Annotated in this window: 15 protein-coding genes and 1 tRNA gene; 2 read left to right on the forward strand and 14 right to left on the reverse strand. The window is 31.4% G+C overall.

Features of this window, described 5'->3' with window-relative positions:
- Nucleotides 1-401: 401 nt before the first annotated feature.
- The 7 genes from OH806_RS15805 to OH806_RS15835 form a co-directional block, all read right to left on the reverse strand.
- A complete protein-coding gene (locus OH806_RS15805) occupies nucleotides 402-674 on the reverse strand; it encodes a hypothetical protein (RefSeq protein ID WP_264744650.1) in 273 nt (90 codons plus the stop codon).
- A gap of 19 nt (nucleotides 675-693) precedes the next feature.
- The gene (locus tag OH806_RS15810) at nucleotides 694-2,037 is read right to left on the reverse strand and encodes a S41 family peptidase (protein ID WP_264744651.1); all 1,344 of its coding nucleotides are present in this window, start codon (nucleotides 2,035-2,037) and stop codon (nucleotides 694-696) included.
- A 15-nt stretch (nucleotides 2,038-2,052) separates the two neighbouring features.
- Nucleotides 2,053-2,793, reverse strand: a complete 741-nt coding sequence (locus OH806_RS15815; protein WP_264744652.1) for a hypothetical protein — start codon at nucleotides 2,791-2,793, stop codon at nucleotides 2,053-2,055.
- Between the two features lie 161 nt (nucleotides 2,794-2,954).
- Nucleotides 2,955-3,875 (reverse strand): T9SS-dependent choice-of-anchor J family protein, encoded by a 921-nt coding sequence (locus OH806_RS15820; protein WP_264744653.1) that lies wholly within the window; start codon nucleotides 3,873-3,875, stop codon nucleotides 2,955-2,957.
- 74 nt (nucleotides 3,876-3,949) lie between these two features.
- Nucleotides 3,950-5,263: a hypothetical protein gene (locus OH806_RS15825; RefSeq protein ID WP_264744654.1), complete on the reverse strand. Its 1,314-nt coding sequence runs from the start codon at nucleotides 5,261-5,263 to the stop codon at nucleotides 3,950-3,952.
- Between the two features lie 291 nt (nucleotides 5,264-5,554).
- On the reverse strand, nucleotides 5,555-8,857 hold the full coding sequence (locus OH806_RS15830; protein WP_264744655.1) for a TonB-dependent receptor: 3,303 nt from the start codon (nucleotides 8,855-8,857) through the stop codon (nucleotides 5,555-5,557).
- A 56-nt stretch (nucleotides 8,858-8,913) separates the two neighbouring features.
- Nucleotides 8,914-9,861 (reverse strand): FecR family protein, encoded by a 948-nt coding sequence (locus tag OH806_RS15835; protein ID WP_264744656.1) that lies wholly within the window; start codon nucleotides 9,859-9,861, stop codon nucleotides 8,914-8,916.
- A gap of 239 nt (nucleotides 9,862-10,100) precedes the next feature.
- On the opposite strand from OH806_RS15835, the gene OH806_RS15840 reads away from it, so the two are divergent.
- Nucleotides 10,101-10,718: an RNA polymerase sigma factor gene (locus OH806_RS15840; RefSeq protein WP_264744657.1), complete on the forward strand. Its 618-nt coding sequence runs from the start codon at nucleotides 10,101-10,103 to the stop codon at nucleotides 10,716-10,718.
- Between the two features lie 92 nt (nucleotides 10,719-10,810).
- On the opposite strand, the gene OH806_RS15845 is transcribed toward OH806_RS15840, so the two are convergent.
- Nucleotides 10,811-11,431, reverse strand: coding sequence for a YceI family protein (locus tag OH806_RS15845; protein WP_264744658.1), 621 nt, complete (start codon nucleotides 11,429-11,431; stop codon nucleotides 10,811-10,813).
- Nucleotides 11,432-11,814: 383 nt separating this feature from the next.
- Nucleotides 11,815-12,348, reverse strand: a complete 534-nt coding sequence (locus OH806_RS15850; protein ID WP_264744659.1) for a Crp/Fnr family transcriptional regulator — start codon at nucleotides 12,346-12,348, stop codon at nucleotides 11,815-11,817.
- A 157-nt stretch (nucleotides 12,349-12,505) separates the two neighbouring features.
- Here OH806_RS15850 and OH806_RS15855 point away from each other — a divergent pair, with 157 nt between their 5' ends.
- A complete protein-coding gene (locus OH806_RS15855; RefSeq protein ID WP_264744660.1) occupies nucleotides 12,506-13,480 on the forward strand; it encodes a hypothetical protein in 975 nt (324 codons plus the stop codon).
- Nucleotides 13,481-13,535: 55 nt separating this feature from the next.
- Here the strand turns inward: OH806_RS15855 and OH806_RS15860 are convergent, their stop codons facing one another.
- The 5 genes from OH806_RS15860 to bioA form a co-directional block, all read right to left on the reverse strand.
- Nucleotides 13,536-14,060, reverse strand: a complete 525-nt coding sequence (locus OH806_RS15860; protein ID WP_264744661.1) for a Crp/Fnr family transcriptional regulator — start codon at nucleotides 14,058-14,060, stop codon at nucleotides 13,536-13,538.
- A gap of 159 nt (nucleotides 14,061-14,219) precedes the next feature.
- Nucleotides 14,220-15,272, reverse strand: coding sequence for a linear amide C-N hydrolase (locus OH806_RS15865; RefSeq protein WP_264744662.1), 1,053 nt, complete (start codon nucleotides 15,270-15,272; stop codon nucleotides 14,220-14,222).
- Between the two features lie 427 nt (nucleotides 15,273-15,699).
- Nucleotides 15,700-15,784 (reverse strand) — tRNA-Ser (locus tag OH806_RS15870).
- A 161-nt stretch (nucleotides 15,785-15,945) separates the two neighbouring features.
- Nucleotides 15,946-17,748 carry a hypothetical protein gene (locus tag OH806_RS15875; protein ID WP_264744663.1) on the reverse strand — a complete coding sequence of 601 codons (1,803 nt, stop codon included), beginning with the start codon at nucleotides 17,746-17,748 and terminating at the stop codon, nucleotides 15,946-15,948.
- Between the two features lie 212 nt (nucleotides 17,749-17,960).
- Nucleotides 17,961-19,229: an adenosylmethionine--8-amino-7-oxononanoate transaminase gene (gene bioA / locus OH806_RS15880; RefSeq protein ID WP_264744664.1), complete on the reverse strand. Its 1,269-nt coding sequence runs from the start codon at nucleotides 19,227-19,229 to the stop codon at nucleotides 17,961-17,963.

Below are 19,229 nucleotides of genomic sequence, written 5' to 3' on the forward strand. Positions count from 1 at the left end.
GTACAATTCATTATTTAAATTTTTTTTCAAAATAAAGAATTAAAAATCATAAAGCATCAACTCTATTTATAAAAATTATTAGTTTTCAGTAATTATTTTTATAAATATTCCTGTTCTAAATTGTTTATTGTACCAAATAATTACAAATAAATATTTACAAAAACTATTTAAGGCATAGTTTTTGTAAATAAATGTTCCATTAAAAAAAATCAAATTCAAAATCAAGACAATTAAACAAAACCTAGAAATATATTTTCTAAGAGTTTTAAGATAAATCTTGATTTTTTACTGTAGAAAATGTTTTGACCCCGAATCTTAACTATAATATATTTTATTATGAAAAGAGATTGACAATAGTCAATCTCTTTTTTGTATAGTTTATCAAATATTTATTAGTTAAGTTACTTTTTTCTTTTTCTTCTTAATTCCCGAAGTTTTAGTGTTAATAATTTTCTCAATTCTGCATGATAATCTCTGTATTTTTTTATACTCCTCTCCAGCTTTTTTTTGTCCTGCAGATAATCTTCATAAAGTTTGGATAATTCTGAAATATTGGTAATAGCAATATCGTTAAACTGATCGTCAGAATCAGCTTTAGCCTCATTCAACAGACCACGATAATATTTTATTCTTTCTATAAGTGTACTATGAAGTTTTGGTTCTATTCCCTGCATTTATTGTTGGATTTTACTATTAAAACTGAATAAAAGGACTATCACTTTGAAATAAAACTTTCATTTTTGTCTGTGAAGTTTCTTTATTCGCAGATTTTGAATAAATTTTATTTAAAACCGAAGAAAGCAAAACCTCATCAGAATCTCCTAAAGGACGCAAGGGTAAGTTATCATATTCATCAACCATTATTTGAGGAGTAATTCCGTTATTATAACCTCCTTCTCCATTGGCATTAAATACTTTATAAATAACAGGATGCATCTGCCAACTGATTTTTTTAGGTTTCCTTTTATCTTCAACAACAAATCCTGCCATATCTTTTCCTAAAGTAACATCGCCTACTTGAATGACTTGTAAATAAGGTTTAAGATTATTAATAACTATTTCGGAAGCTGAAGCCGTACTACTTGAAGTGAGAATATAAACTTTATTAAGATTTAAAGAATTATTATGCAAAGTATTAAAATCTAAAGCATTGGGATCATAAGCAATCTGTTGCGAAAAAGTTCTTTTTACTTCTCCTCCGTTTTTGTTCCCTTTATAAGTAATGAATTGAGAATTTGCTGTAATTCCTGAAGGCATCAGCGAACAAAGTGCTGCAGCCGATGATACCGAACCTCCATAATTATAACGAAGGTCTAAAATAAGTTCCTGAACTCCTTCTGCTTTAAATTGAGCAAATTTTTGATTTAAAATAGGAGTCATTCCATCCGGAAAATCATAAATATATAGATATCCTGTTTTTTTGCCATTTTGATCAAAAATCTTAGACATTAATGGTTGTTCTAATGAATAACCATAATACACAGTAACATTTTTGTCATTAATAATTGAACCATTTTCCCAATTTCCTACAGTTAATTCCAGAATTGTTTTGTTTGTAATTGATAGTGTCAATTGTTCTGCATTTAAAGGGGTAATGGTTTGTCCGTTAATTTTTTTAATCATCATTCCCCTTTCCAATCCGGCATTTGATGCAGGAGAATTTTTTAAAACTAATTTTATAACTGTTGCAATTTCACCATTTGCCAATTGCAAAACAGCATAATCAAAGCCATACATATTACGGACAGATCTAGGATAGGTAGAAGAATCTGTTGTATTAACAATGAAAGAAAATCTATCTTGAGGTGCTAGTAAACTTTTAAAAAAATCTTTTACGGGGAGATGATAATTGGGTTTAACAGGCATTTGATCTGCCCAATAATAATACCTTTTCATACTATCCTGAACCCATACATTTACAGACTCTATACTTCCTTCCGGGAAAACAGGAGCCTCATCATCAGCCCGATTACAAGATAGTATTGTAACTGATAATAGTATAAATGTTGTTATATGAATTTTAAAAAAGTTCTTCATGGAATTTTAAATCATTTATAAATAATCTACAACATCTATTTCTCCTTTTACTTCGAAAGTTCCATTAATCATTTTCTCTTGTAGAACAATTAAATTTGCTCCTATATCTTGTTTTATTTTCACTTTGATAATATTTGAACCCATATAAGGTTCTGTAGTTCCTGGTTTATATAATTCTAAGTAAACAGGTTCTGTAGCACTGAAAAAGGTATAAATTTTTACTTCTGTAAAATCTTTCTTGCCAATATTATTAAATTCGGCAAGTATAGCTCCATTTTGTTTTCTTAAAACACCTTTTACACTTTCTAGCGATGATCCCGAAAACTCTCCAAGGTTTGGAAAAATAAACTCAAACCCGACTCTTCCCAAATTTACCTGAGGTTTTACAACATAAGTCTGTAAAAAAATATCAGGCAAATTGAAGAAATACAAGTTTTTATAATCATCAATATTATTGTAATTTATGTTGTATTTAGCAATTTGATTTCCTGTTTGATTATTATAAATTCCCAGTTCATTAGTTTCGTTTTTATCCAACACAAAGTTGATTTTTGTTTCAATTTTATCTGTATAAGAATTATTTCCATTGATAATTATAGGATTTCCGTTCATTCTCATCTGTATGATATCAGGTTTAGAATACCCTTTTATATTTATTTCTGCGCCTTTCTGATCTTTATCATAAGGCATCAAATCACTATTATCAATACAAGAAAAAAGGATGGTGAATATTACTAATGCTAAAATATTTTTCATTTATAAAATTTCAAATTGTAAAATTTAATCTTAGAAAATGCCCCAGCCCGAAAGCTTGGGGCGATACTTAATTATAAAAAAATCTAATTGGGATATTTTTTTGAATACAAGTTTTTTTGATTCATTTTAGTTTTCATGGTTATTCTTAACCTTACAAAAGGTTAGTTTTTAATAAACTTCAGTTTTTCTGTGATATTTCCATCAGAGATTACCGCGATGTAAGTTCCAACTGAAAGCTGATTTACATTTATATTTTTAGAATATTTTGATGTAAATATTTTTTGACCTGCCATATTATAAATATTTACTAACGTATTACTTTCTTTTAAACCAGAATTCAGTTTTAATTGTAAAGAATTTTTCACAGGGTTTTCTAATATTTTGGTCAAAGCTTTTCCTGTATTGGTTTCATTGGTTTTTAATACAGATGAATAAATTGCCATTTCATCGATATTAATATTCTGAATATTATTCTCATTTGCTCTTCTGTTTGACCACATTCCTATATAAATTTTTTTACCAGCAAAGGCAGAAATATCTACAGTACATTCAGCAAACTGAGTAAGATCATTTGGAAAAGGATTGGTACTAGTTCCTGCTAATAGCTTATATGGGGTTGGTATACTATTTCCGTTATTATCAACCGCCATAGCTTGAAAATCTGATAATTCAGGAACTTCTTTAGCTGGAGTACTCACAAAAATATAAAGATCTCTTCCAAGATTTAAGTGATTTGATCTTTGTCTGCCAATATAAGCAGCTAATGTAAGTGTTCCACCAGCACCTGTAAGATCAATTTGAGGAGAAATAACCCAATCATTTTCTGTAGCAAATGAAGGAGCGCTTCCTGTTGGAACTAAACTCATAGAATAACGAAGGACACCTGCTGTTCCGTAAGCAAGTTGTGTTCCGTTGTAATAAATATTCTGCCCTTGAACCCATCCATTTCCGTTTCCATTTAAATCATGAAAAGTCCAACCTTGAAGATCATTCGGAGTATCAAATGAATTTGACCAAACAGGAAATTGAGCAAATATAGACTGAGATAAAAATATAATAAATAATAAAAATAATTTTTTCATAACAACAGTTATTAATTGGTAAAAAGAATAAAAAGCAGGGAACGCAATTGTTACCCTGCCTACATTTTTAGATATTATTCTTGGATTGCAAAATCATATTTAGTCCAAATTCCTTTGAAGTTTCCACAATCTCTTGGTGAAACGTTCCAAGCTCCACTGTTGAAGAAAGGCTGAGTCATACCAAATAAAGCAGCAGATGATGCAACAATTAGATTAGTAGCAGGAATTCCTGCTGTACCAGCTCCTGTAACAGCAGTTGTAAAACCATGTACTTTTATTGAACTATAAGTAGACGAAGAAGATAATTCTGAACCTGTACCTTCCACTTTAATACCTGTTGGATATCCCGTAATTACGGCATCATTTAATGTTAATCTACCATGTCTTCTGATATGAATACCGTTTTCATATAATGGACCTGAAGGTGTAGTTGTTGGGAATAACAAATTAGTACCTATTCCTACGATAGTAAGATTATTAATAACAGGATGCGTAATTAATGTTGTAGAAGTACCGCTTGAGTTATTATCCAGCTCAATACCGTTAGTATCAGAAACACCTCCACTTAAACTATGTGTAGAATTAGAATCTGCTAATGCAAGAGCACAAGTAATAGTTCCTGTATATCCGTTGTCAAAATCGAAGTTATCATCATCTGACGCAAATGAAACTAGATTAGATGCATTTACTGTACCTCCGAAGAATTCGAAAGAATCATCTTTACCATAAGAAACCTGAATATGGTCTAATGTAGTACCGTTTCCAACTCCTCCTAAAGTAAGACCATTAATTTCGTTTCCTGAATTTGGAGCTAATAAATCATAACCTGCAAATTCAATACGAACATATTTCAAAATTCCACCGTTATGAGAAGGGTTAGTACCTCCAAAGTAGAAATCTGAACCGCTTAGTCCTTCAATAGTTGTAGTATTAGGTACGTTTGTAGGTGCATCTCCTAATATTATTACACCTCCGAAATCCCCTGGAGCTGCAGTTGTACCTTCATCTCCATCTAAAAGTTTATAACTAGTGAATACAATTGGCTGAGATTCTGTACCTACAGCGTTGATTTTTCCTGTTTTAGCAATTACCAAAACACCTGTAGCTGTATTTGAAGTATTTGGTTTTGCCTTAATAAATGTTCCCGGCTGAATAGTAAGAGTAGCTCCGTCTTTTACAGTAATTACACCATCTATTTCTACTACACCGCTCCATGTAGTATTAGAAGTAATGTTACCACTAACGGCTGTTACAGGAAGTGATGAAGCTGTAAGATACTCTGCCGAAGTAGATTTCATCTCAAATGAATTTGAAGAATCTGCTAATGAATCATTTTGACAAGCAGTAAGAGATAAAGCTGCTGCTGCAATTAAGGTTAGTTTTTTCATTGTTACAATTTTTAGACCAGGTTCTTTCTTTTTTAAACCTGTTATTTTGTGATTTTAGAAATATTCTCCTCAATATTCCTTTGATTTGGTTATAATTTTTTACTTTACAATCCATGAGAAGCTACATTGCAAAGTTTCCCTTTTTATACACTATAACTCGGGAATAAGTAATAGTATCGGCTTTATTTAAACCTAGACTTATGTGCGCATCATAAATAATATTGGTTTTATTCTTCAGGATTCCTTGCCTGTACATTTCTATATTTGAGCTCGTTTATTTTTTACAATATTTTAAAAGGTATAAGTCATGCTTAATCCCAATACTCTTCCATTGTAAGCACGAAATAGAATCTTATCAATATTCTTGTCATATTTATTAGATGCTCCCGGAAGAAGTTGCCATGCTTCCCTTTCTGTACTGAGATTACTTCCACCTTGAGAAGCGGGAAGAGAATAGGAATTAAAATTATTGTAATACTCTTTTACCCGATTAAAAAGGTTTCTGGCATTCAGCTTTATTTCAAGGTTTTTATTTTTAAGAAGTTTGTATGAAATTTGGGCATCAGCAACTGCATACGGGCGCTGTATCTCTTCAGCATTATAAGAATATCCTACTGTGATGTATTGGTCACCTTTGGCATTATATAAAAGACTAAATCCTAATCTTTCACCTTCATACATCAGCCCAAGATTATAAGCATATGGAGTTTGCCCGTATAAAGGTCTTTCTACTTTATAAGTTTCATCTGAAATACCTGTTTTTTCTCTATCTTTAAAAGAAACCACTTTTGTATTATTGTAAGTGAAATTCCCACTTATAAAAAACTTATTAAGAAAAGAATCTGTAGCTAGGAACCCTAAACTCTTCCGAACTTCTACTTCAAAACCGGTAAGTTTTGCATTTTTTGAATTTCCGTTGTACAAAAACAGATTCCCTTCATTTGAAAGATATCCTTCTCTTTCAATCGGTCTGTCTATATCTTTGTAATACAATCCTGCCGATAAAATTTCACCCAATCCCGGAAACCACTCGAATTTAAAATCATAATTATTGACAACCGAAGAAGTCATTGCTGTATTATAGATTAGTCCGTTTGCGATCGGATCAAAATATGGCAATCCGGTTCTTTCATTAAATTGTGGACGAATAACCGCTTTGTTATAAGCAAGCCTTACATTAATCTTATTTGTGGGACTATATGTAAAGTTTAATGATGGCATAAACTGCCAAGGTTTATCATCAATTTCAGCTTTATTCAAGTTTCTGGAATCAGTAGGATCCAACTGTTGAGAAATCAAATCATACTTGAAATATTCTGCTCTTAATCCCCAAACAAACCTAAATTTTTGCCACCTATTATCAAACATTACATACATGGCATGCTGCTTAACTTTACCTTCGTATTTGTCATTTTTATAGAGTGCTTTTGTTTCCCATCCAATTCCTCCAGGAACATAATGAGAGCCATCAAACCAATCTGAAAGTGCTCCATTCATCGTTAAATTATTCGCTGCACTTGGCGGAACATTTCTATTTTCGTCAACTCTTAAAAAAAACTTCTGCTGTTGATTTATGTTATTTTTTATCGCTCCCGTATATCCGACTTTAATATCATTCTTTAAATTCCAAAAATCTTTTCTCCATTTAAAAGAAACTCCATAATTGTAGTCCGTCTCTTTATTTTCAATATATCCTCTTGAAAAATTGTTTCCTGAGTTATAGATTTGATGATAAGCTAAAATTTCATTGCCAATAAAATCATATAAAGTCTGATGTTGTGTATAATCTTTAGTATCAGATTTTACATTTGTTCTTGCTGCAAACCAGTCGATATCTACACTCCCAATTTTATGATTACCTTCAAGCTTATTTTGTAAAAGTGTCTGATAAATCGGATAATCTGTATTATCAGTATAAGGCTTATCTAAAGATTGGATTTGAGAAGGATCATTATTCGGGATAATTCCGTTGTAAAAATAATTGTAGGATAATTCTGCATTGCTCGGTAATCCACTACCTCCAGTATATTCGTTCCAACCTGTAACCCGGGTTAATGTATTATCATAAATGTGTGTATAAGAGTTTCTGAAAGAAATTCTGTTTTTTCCTAATTGTAGTCCAAAATTCAGCATTCCTGCAACAGTTGAATTATAGGTATAAGAAACTCCTTTATTTTTAAAATTATAGAATGTAACTGGTTCTCCGCCATTTGTTTGCCAGTTATCTGTAAACTGAGTTGTATCTAGCCAGTTTCCTCTTCCTGTATGATCTATTTCCAGTTTGTTTTGTTCGTTTCTTATGGTTAAAGCTCCTGCAAATCCCCATTTATTACTATTTTTAAGCTGATAATTTCGTCCTAAAGCAATTTGCATATTTGAGCCTAAGTCTGCTTTCGTTCTGTATGTTGTAAAATTGTCATTAACAAACTGTTTTGATTGCTCAAAAAACAAAGGGTTCGTCCAGTTCATAGGCTCTAACCCTCTAGGGAAATCTCTTGTTCCATCATCATATCCCCAATAGTCGTATTTTCCGTGTTTACGCGTTAAAAATTCTTTAAAAGTCGATAAATCATTATAAGAAGTCCCTAAACTTACTGTTGTGAAGTTTTCATTAGGTATGTCTTTGGTTTTTACTTCTACATACCCTCCTGCAAAACTTGCATTCATATCTGGTGTTGCTGTTTTGCTTACAACTATACTTTCAACCATTACAGTCGGAATAATATCGAAAGAAAAATTTTGATTATAAGCTTCCGTACTTGGAAGATTGATTCCGTCCATCGCTGCTGTATTCCAGCGTTCTCCCATTGAACGTACTACTACATATTTATTATCAATTGTTGTAATACCTGTCACTCTTTTCAAGGTTCCTCCGACATCATTATCCGGAGTTTTTGAAATTTGTTCCGCAGAAATTCCATCACTCATTTGTGCAGCTTTTTTTTGCTGAGCCAATAATCCTGCCTGAGTATCTGCCTTTCGTGTGCCTGTGATTACAACTTCTTTAATGTCTGCAACCTTATCAGAGATAGGCTTCATTGCAAAGGAAACTGTATTGGTTTCATTATTATTTACAGCTAATTTTTCTACCCTTAAAGCATTATATTTTGAAGCTTTTACAGTCAGTGTATATGTTCCTGAGGGAAGCTCGATTATAAAATCACCATTATTATCGGTAATTACTTTTTTTCCGGCTATATTTACTTCTGCACCCACTACCGGTTCTCCTACTTCGTCTACAATCTTTCCCGAAATTTTACCCTTTCCAATCACAGAAATACTTGTTCCCTCTCGTTTTATTGAAATTAAATTTCCCTGTAAACGGAACACAACAGGAAGTCCGTTTGTAATATCCTTGAGACAATTATCTACAGGAATATTTTCGCATTTTATTCCGTTTACTTTTATTTCTTTAATATCTGCTTTGGAATAAACCAACCTCATTCCTGTTTTACCTGCAAATTCTTCTAACGTTTCTATTAAAGGTTTTCCTGTTGGTACAGAAAATGATACTTTTTGTACTAATTCCTGCGCTTCTGCTGTTACGGTAAAGAATATTGCAGCTATGGTAAGACCACATTTCAGACTTTTCATTTTCACTCTGACTTTTATTTTAATTTTATCTGACTATTAGATTTTAGTTTTGAATATTATTTCTCTAATAAATAAGTCTGATTTTGTTTTTGAACTTTTAATCCAAGGATAAATGCCAATGCTTCTATATTGGCATCGGTATCTCCACCTGTAAAATCGGCTGTAATTTTCTTTTCAGCTATTTCTTTAGGATAAACAATATTGATATTGTAGTTTTTTTGCAGAACTTCTGCTACTTCTTTCAAAGCGACATCATTAAAACTTAAGGATAATAATGATGGTAATTCTTTCTTAGAATCAATCTCTTTTTTAAATGAAATAACTGCTGAAGTGCGGGCTAACCCGAAATTTGTCCACTTTTGTTGAGGTTTCAAGAAAGTAACAGGAATTCCTTCATAAGAAACAGCCACTTTTCCTTCGTAAAGGTCAACTGCTTTATCGTTTCCAACTTGAGTAATTTTAAAAACAGTTCCTAAAACTTTTGTACTAAAACCATCTGCAATTACAATAAATGGATGTTCTTTTGATTTTGCCACAGAGAAAATAGCATCTCCTTTCAAATCAACGATTCTAGTATCTGCCGGAAAAGATTTATCTACCGTAAGCTCTGCTCCGGGAAATAGTGTAACGACTGAACCATCTGCTAAATGTACTTTTTTATTTCCTGATTTTGCTGTATAAACATCCGGCTTAAAGAAAGTATTATAAGTAAAAATTCCTCCTACTGAAAGAATAAGAAGTATGATGGCTGCGATTTGGTAAAAATACTTTCTAAAGCCATTTGGATGATTAATAATTGTTGGTGGTGTAAAATATGATTCTAGAGTAAGCAATACCCTATCTTTAGATTCTTTCATGTGTTTTTTATCAAGAGATTTTTCAGTATATGCTTTCCATGCATTTAAAAGCTGAGTTTCTTTCTCTGAAATTTTCTCTTCAGAAACCTCTCTCTGCCAAAGTCTGAAAACAAAAGATTGAATATTTTTATATTTAAAGTTTTTCATAAATGTCTTGATGTAAGTACACGGTTACATCTATAAAACAATGAAAATGAAAAACTTCCCTAAGCTTTTGTTAACTTTTGATTCATACAAAAACCAACATATTAAGATTTTCAAGAAATTTCCATCATTTCGCAATATTGACTTCATATTTCACTTTGTATTTTCAGAAATAATTAATATAAAGTCACCCAAAATTCACAAAAGCTTAATTTTTCTTTAGGTAATTTTGTCTCATTAATATGAACCAGACAGATCACATTTTATTGAAGCAAATAAAAACAGGTAATCATTCTGCTTTTACGATTCTTTACGAACGGTATTGGGAAAGTTTGTACAGCTTTGTTTTTACGAGAACCAGAGATAAAGAGGTTACAGAAGAACTATTACAAAATCTTTGGGTAAAAGTACTTGAGAACACTGAAAACATACAAACGGATATCCAAGAAAGCGCAAAAGGATATCTTCTGAGGTATCTTCACTATAGAATTATCGATTATTTTAACAGTCATAAAAAGATATTTGACGTAAACATTGATGAAACTGAAGATTCTATGGACATCACAGACACAGACTATTTTGAAATTCTTGAAGAAAATAAAATTTCGGAATTATTTGCAATGATTGATGAAATTGTTTCACAACTTCCAATTACTGAACAGAAAGTTTACGATTTAAGAATTCGCAAAAATATGTCTGTCAACGAAACTGCCGAAGCATTAGACATCAGTAATAAGACGGTTAGTAATAAATTAAGTAAAACTTTAGGTGAAATAAGAGAAAAAATGAGTGGAGAATATCAATCATCTAAAAAACTTGTTCCATTATTGATTTTATTTGACATATTTACAAAACAATAGTCTCATATTCCGTAAACTTCAATCTAAAAAGGCTACCATAAATGGCAGCCTACTGAATATTTTGGTCTTAATAATTTAAACAAGGTAAAGCATTATTTAGCTTTTGAGGTTATTAATTCCAGTTCAATATCCACGTTTGGTAAAATGTAAAGAGGTTGTGCAGGATCACTGTCCGTTAGCATTCCCCATTTAGTTCTGTCAATTTTAAATTTAGCTTCTACTTTTAAACTTCCATCTGCATTTGTACTCACCTTTGCAGGGAAAGAAATACTATGCGTTTGACCAATCATAGTAAAATCTCCTGTAAGTGTGTAATTAGCACCATTTACAACTTCTTCTTTATTCCCTCCTGAATAAGATGTAACCTTAAGCAAGTTAAATTTTGCGTTAGGGTGTACCGCCATATCAAAGAAATCAGAACTTTTTAAATGATCTAATAATTGCTTTTTTACAGGATCTTCCAAATCATAGTTTTCTATGGAAGAAATCGGAATAGTAAAGCTTCCAGACTTCAATTTTCCGTCACCATCAGCTTTCAACTCTCCTGTTACTTTAAACGATCCTATATGAAAGTGATCCGGAGCCGAACCTTTCCAATTAATAACAGATTCAGTTTCATTTACCTTATGATTTTCCGTTTTATCCTGATCAGATGAACAAGAACTTAGACTAAAGATTAAAGGTAATAACGCAATTTGTAATAGCTTTTTCATTGTTGATTTTATTTATTGTTTATAATTTAGTTTATATTTTTCAGGCATAAGAATACCCCGCCACCTCCGCGGTGGCATATCATTAGTTTTATAGAAATTTTAAGTTAATTAACTGTGGAAAGAATTATCTGACAGTTGATTTGATAGAATATTTTAAAAACTTGAATTATTTTCTAATCCCTAAATGAGTAGATGAGAAATAACACAGGCATTCAACTTTGTTAAGGCAATAGTATTATCTTAGCAGTGTTGAGAACCTGCGTTATTACAATTTCAGCTTTATATAAAAGCCATTTTATTATGAGTGAGATAATTTCTGTTTTCATGGTTAAATTTATTTGTGCAAAGATGAACAGATTCTCACTAAGCTTTCTTGATTGAAATCAAGAATTCATAATACGGCTTAAGGTTTCGGGAGTCATTCTAAGATAAGAAGCAATATACTTTAGAGGAATTTGTTGAAATAAATCAGGACTTCTTTCTAAAACACGTTTCAATCGTTCTGATGGAGAGAATGTCAATAAATCTACTTCGCGATCAAGCTGTTGTGCGATTACTGTTTCTAATAAACGAGCGTAACCCAACAAACTTTCTGCATCATTACTAATGATTTCATTTATCTTTTCTTTGGAAATAACTTTTAAAGTCGTTTTACGCATCGCTTCAATATAGAATTCGGAAGCATCTTCTCTAAAATATGAACTTAAAGAATTAATAATTGCTCCTTCAAAACCAAAACGAATACAATGCTCTTCATTTTCAGATAACAAAAAAATACGTACCGCTCCAGAAGTTATGAAATATAGATTTCTCTCTATTTCCCCTGCTTTAAGAATCAGATCTCCTTTAGAATAGTTTTTTTCAATTCCCGAAGTCTCTAATTCGTTTATCAGATTTTTAATAAAAATATTTTCCAAAATATTATGATACTAAATATTCAACTGGTTATTCTCAATCATAAAACCATAAAAACAACAGTTTTATATTAATTATAAAATACTAAAACATTACTATTTTTAAATCAATTGTAACATTTTGTAAAAAAGTAAATACAAATATCTAAAATTTAACATTATGTTTCGTTATTTTATTACAACAATCGCATTATTTATTCCTTTTATCCTATTTTCTCAAAATATAGTAAAACCAAATATTGATAAATATAAAAAGGACACTTTAATTCTGGTTTCTAAAAATCCTGAGAAAGGGTTTTACAATGACTATCTTTTGTACATACCAAAAGGCATGAAAAAACATAACAAAAGTATATTACTTGTTGAGCCTAATAATACAGGTAAATTATCCGACTCCATTGAATTTCATCAAAAAAGTGCCATAAATCAGGCTAAAGGTAATTCTATAGGCAACAATATTTCAACAGAATTAAAAATTCCTCTTCTCGTACCAATTTTTTCCAGACCTGCATCTAAACCTTTGGTTTATACCCATGCATTGGACAGAGATGTTATGCTTGAAAAAGAAACAGAGCTACAGAGATTAGACCTTCAGCTTATTAATATGATTAAAGATTCTAAGGAAAAATTAAAAATATTAAACATTCCTGTTGACGATAAAGTATTTATGAATGGATTCTCTGCCTCTGCCTCTTTTACCAACCGTTTTTCACTGATGCATCCTGAAATGTTGAAGGCGATTGCAATAGGAGGTTTCAACGGAGCTCTTATTTTCCCCATGAAAAAACTTACGAATACAAAACTTAACTATCCTCTTGGGATAAATGACATCGAAAAAATTTCAAAAACGAAATTCAACAAAGAAGCTTTTCAAAAAATTCCTCAATATATCTATATGGGTGAATTAGACGATAATGATGCGGTTCAGTTTGATGATGCTTATAATCTCACAGAACGAAAAATAATCAATTCGCTTATGGGAGAAACAGTACAAAAAAGATGGAAATTTGGTCAGGAAATATATCGTAAAGAAAATTTAAATGTCACATTTACAACTTATAAAGATGTTGGACACTGGACTACGTCAACCATGAACATCAATACAATATTATTCTTTCAAAAGCATTTAAACTAAAATCATCATACAACAAACAACAAAAGGCTTTAAACCTAAATGTTTAAAGCCTTTTTTAATTTCTTTTACCCCGAAGCCTACTAAGTGTTTCTCTTGATATTCCTATATAAGAAGCGATATGAGTAAGTGAAACACGCTGGAAAAGTTCCGGTGTATTTTCTATCAATAATCGATATCTTTCCATTGCGGTATGCATTTGAAAAAAAAACAATCTGTCTTCTAAAAATATTGCATAGTCTTCAAAGGTTTTGTTAGCAAAGTTTGTTATTTCGTTATCAACATATAAATATTTTTTTAGTTCAGCTAAATTAATCACCACCAAGGTAGAATCTTCCAATAATTCAACAGTTTCTTTTGAAGGAAGTTCATTGAAATTTGATAGAGAGCCTAGCATTTCGTTTTCCATAGAAAAATAAACAGTAACTTCGGTACCATCTTTAAGATAATAAGCTCTTGCAACGCCTTTTACAATAAAATACAAACAATTATGATTCTTTCCCTCATGCATCAGTAGATGTTTTTTCTTAAATTCTTTGACTGAGAAAATTTTTTCTATTAACAAAACAGTCTCTTTATTCAAATTTTTCGAAAAATACTTATTCAGAAAAGACTCAAAACATTTATCCATAAATATTAAGTATGTAACTTTTAGACCAACAAATTTACGATATAAAATTTCTGTCTAAAAAACAATATGACCTCTCTAGAAAGAAAGATCATATTAATAAATCGTTGGATTTTATAGGGCATATTTTATACTCATAAACGTAAAAGGAGTAGCTTTTTTGAATAATGCTGAAGTCTCACCAACATAACTTTCATCATTTTCTAATGACAGCTTTTTAACACTTGCTTTTTCACTGAAATCTAGTTTTTTAAGATCTACAGAAATAAGATTTGGAGTTAAAACATTATCAAAATAATAGACAAGATTTTTGTGATCTGCTACTGTTCTCCAACGTGTAGAAGACATATCTGGCTCAATTTCAGAATTTATTCCGAAAGGAACTGATGTAGTTCTTAAAACACTTAAAACAGACGGAATAGCAATACGTGGGTCATCTACTTTAGGTATTGATTTTGCGTAATAACTGGCTCTTGTAAACCTATCTGAACCTTTGTAACTTCCTGGTATAAATGCATCTCCGGGAATGGCATTCCAATATTTATACAAAGCCAATTGTTGGTCATAAGATGGTGAATTTGTCATTGCAATATATGATTTGTCGTGATAAATTTTCAGCTTACCATCGATATATTCAAATATGGCATTGTCTCCTGAAGCATCAGATATCGACAAGTGTAGCGTAGAAACGGCATCTGTACCAAGAAGATTTCCTGAAAGAATCTGGATTTCATCTTTTTTAAACTCATTCACAGCTTCTGAAACTGTTGCAAAATTATCAAGTACATACTGCGCCCAGCTACAAATTTCCAAATTCTTTTTTCCAGGTGTAAATTGAGATGTCGGATACTTTGATTCCGCCAGCCATAATAAGTTGGCAACCAAACCTTTTTCATTCATTCCATCAACAGAACAAGCGTCCCAAGAAGTTGTTACAAGACTTCCGTATTTTGCCTTCCATTTAACTGAATTATTGGCAACCATACCTGTACGCTCCATACCTCTTGGCAATACCCATAAGTTTGCCGGAATTTCTCCGTCCCAATCCATCGAGCGTGCTGTTACTACAGTTCCGTTTAGTCCGTGATAGACAATCCTTGTACAGGCATATACATATTGAACAAGTACCGCAAAGGCAACAACAGCTAATAATGCAATTTTTTTCATAACTATTTATATTTTATTTGACTAAACAAAGGTATGAGCCAAGAAAATCATAACATTTGACATTTGTCACAAAATGAAATTATGAAACTTGATATTTATCACTAAATAGTGATAATTTAATTATAATTTAGAAAAATTTTAAAACTTGAACAAATAAAATTATTTATTCATCATCTCAATTTACTAGATAATCTGATGTGATATGTTTCGTATTTAAAATGAAAAAACAGCCTTAATATTTTAGATACATACATTATTGTTAGGCACATTGAAAATAATGCAAGAAAAAAAGATAGTTTAAATAATAAATAATGAGATCATGAACTCAATTGATACTGTTGAACAAATTCAGCTAAAAGCTCCGACACCCTTTGCACAGACATATTTTCATAGAAAAAAAGAGGCCTCTTAAAGAAGCCTCTTCCAGCGGAGAGTGAGGGATTCGAACCCCCGGACCTGTTACAGTCAACAGTTTTCAAGACTGCCGCAATCGACCACTCTGCCAACTCTCCTTAAACTTTGATGTTATCGTCGTTTTCAGTGGTGCAAATATAAAACGTTTTTTGATTCTGACAAAATATTTCTCTCAAGATTATCACGAAAAGCACCTATTTATCTAGTTTTCAATAATAAAAAAACTCAGAATAATTCTGAGTTTTTTACTTTAATTATTTTAGCTTTTCACAGGAACGGCAATTTCCTTTAATATTAATTGGTATTTTGAAAGCTGATTAATAATTTTCTCTTTTTCGGCTTTAAAAAAATTAGAACTTTCAAAAAGGTTTTCATAATAAGAAATACCTACTAAAAGATTATCTTTAAAAGTATTCCATTTCTTGATTTGAGAATTGGTAACCTCTTCAGAGAAGTTTACAATTTCATTCTTCAAATGTTCAACATATAATTTCAGCTCATTGATAAACATATTCGGGCGATTATTATCAGGAAGAATATTATCGTTTCCATAGATATGTTTTACCATCTTTGAAAGAGAAACTTCTTTATCGAAGAATGCAAGATTCGGTCCTGGACAAACTACCACACCTTGTTTTTCACCCTTCATTTCTATATTTTGTTCCATATATGCAGCATTTACCAAACCTACACACAAACAAGCCTTTTCCGTTATATTTTCCTTTTTCTTTTGGAACTTTTCAATACTCAGTTGCTCTTTTTCAGCTTCCAATTCTTTAAGTTTAATATCCTGATATTTTTTTGAAGCCGTACAAATTCCTTTAGGAGAAAATTCTTTACTAAGAGCCAATAATTTTTTAGGACAAGAACTTCCATAATGGTTTTTGCTCTCTTTATTCCTTCTAAAAATTTCATTGGAAGTACCTTTCACGGTATTAAACGGAACACCAAGAGGTGAAAGATTACTTAAATAAAAGTCATTTTCCTTGGATTTTGCCAATAATTCTCTTGTTTCATTATCAACAGAAGTTGCTTCCGGAACTAACAGAAAAGGAGAACCCCATCCGATGCTGTCAACATTATAGTTTTTCAACAAAAACTCATGTTCTTCAGCAGTTCCAACCCCACCCTGCACGGTTATCTTCATTTCGAGAGGTTCAGAAATAACAGGTTTGCCTTTTTGTTCTAAAGCCTTAATCATCAAAGAATACGCAGAATCTATCAACTCGTTTTTTCTTTGCTTAAATTCTTCCATGATTGGTCCTAATAACAGACCTTCCGTTGCAAAAGCGTGTCCGCCACAGTTCAATCCAGATTCTATTCTATATTCTGAAACCCAAAGACCTTTTTTAGCCAAAAAGTTTCCCTGAATCATTGCTGAACGGAAATCACTTACCTTCAGAATAATCTTCTTTTTTATATTTCCATTTTCGTCTGGAAAGAAATCATCAAACTCTTCAATATAGCTATACAGACGAGGATTCATACCCGCAGAAAGAACCATTGAAGACGCTAGTTTGCTATTGGCAAAACCGCGCAAAGAAGCATGAGCATCATTGTAAATAACAGGCAATTGCTCATTTTTTTTGAAGTTATCTTTGTCAACTTTCGTCATAATGTTGACATCAATACTTCCAGGACTGAGATGTGTTTCAATGAAATTTTTAATGGCAGAACTAAAGTTTTCCTGACTAAGAATATTAGCCAGATTTTCTTTTATTTCCGAGGTATTAGGAAGCATATCAATAAAACTCATCAACGCAGTTTTATTTTTAGCAATTTCTTCCTTAAACTCTTTAAATTTTTCATTAACGATATCGTCTACCATATCCAAATAAGCGGTAATTCTTTTGGCACGGTAGTCTTCTATCTTTGTCGAAATACTTAAATAGTTCAAATTGAACTTTTTATTATAAAAATTTTTCATTTTTTCTACAATCTCATCATCGATTATAGAAACTACGGATGAAATACCGTATTGCGCTACACGAATAGGACTATCAATCGTATAAGCTAAACCCATTACGGGAATATGGAAATTGTGCAAAGGTTTTTTTATCATTTTTTATATTTGATTAAAACAATTCAATACCTTAAATTCCCATCAACTATTCACAACTGCAAAAATATCAATTATGCACAAAATAGCAAGTTAAAAATCAGCAAAATATTTTAAATTTTATTTAATTGATGATAAAAATCTTTAATAATGATTGCCAAACTACGGATTCATATTAAATTTTACTTTATATTATTTTAATAACAAGATAAAATTCAATATTCAACTTGCAATACCTCCAAAATATTTTCATAGATAAAATCAAGTTCCTCCGAAGTTATGCAATAAGGAGGAACCAAATACATCACATTTCCTAAAGGCCTCATAATAATCCCTCTTGATAAAAACTCTTTATAAAACTTTTTTCCTATCTCATTAAAATAAGATGTTCCTTTTTCAGTTTTAAAATCCCAAGCTAATATAGTTCCTATTTGACGCACATTTTCGACATTTTCCTGATTTTTTAAAATTTGAGAAAAATCTAAATGCTTTTTAGTTATTAATTTAATTTGATTTAAAGTTTCATCTTTCAATAAAAGCTCTAAACTCGCCAAAGCCGCTGTACAAGCTAAAGGATTTGCAGTAAAAGAATGACCATGAAATAATGTTTTGTATTTATCCTCAGATAAAAAAGCATTGAAAATTTCTTCCGAACAAGTTGTAATTCCCATTGGCATTGTTCCACCTGTTAATCCTTTGGAAAAACACATGATATCTGGTTTTTCAGAAAGATAATCTGTAGCGAATAATTTCCCTGTTCTTCCAAATCCAGTAAAAACTTCATCCTGAACCATCAAAATACCTGATTCCCGACAGAATTTCATTAATTCATCTAAATATTCTGGTTCGTACATCAACATTCCTGCTGCACCCTGAACCAAAGGTTCATAAATAAAACAAGCTATTTCATCAGAGAAATTTTTAATTTGGGATTTTAAACTTTCAACATTTTCTGCATTGGGAGTATCAATGAAAATAACTTCAAAAAGCATATTTCCGAAAGGTTTTGTCCAGACACTTCTTCCACTTACAGACATTGCCCCGAAAGTATCACCATGATAAGCATTTTTAAAAGCTAAAATTTTAGATTTATTTTCCCCTTGATTATAAGCGTATTGAATACACATCTTCAAGGCTACTTCCACCGCAGTAGAACCATTATCTGAATAAAAAACTTTGTTTTGATTTTCAGGAAGCAGTTGTAGAAGTTTTTCAGAAAGTTGAATTGCAGGTTCATGGGTAAAACCTGCAAAAATCACTTGTTCCAAAGTATTTAGCTGTTCAAAAACTTTCTCTGCAATATATGGATGAGCATGACCATGCAAAGTAACCCACCAAGAAGAAACCGCATCTATATACCTTCTTCCTTCATCATCAAAAAGATAAACACCTTTGCCTTTCACAATAGGAATAGCCTGATTATCGGTTTTCATTTGTGTATAAGGATGCCAGTTTACAGCTTTATCTCTTTCCTGTAGATTCAT

It is taken from the genome of Chryseobacterium oryctis (genome assembly GCF_025971925.1).
Taxonomy (GTDB): Bacteria; Bacteroidota; Bacteroidia; order Flavobacteriales; family Weeksellaceae; genus Chryseobacterium; species Chryseobacterium oryctis.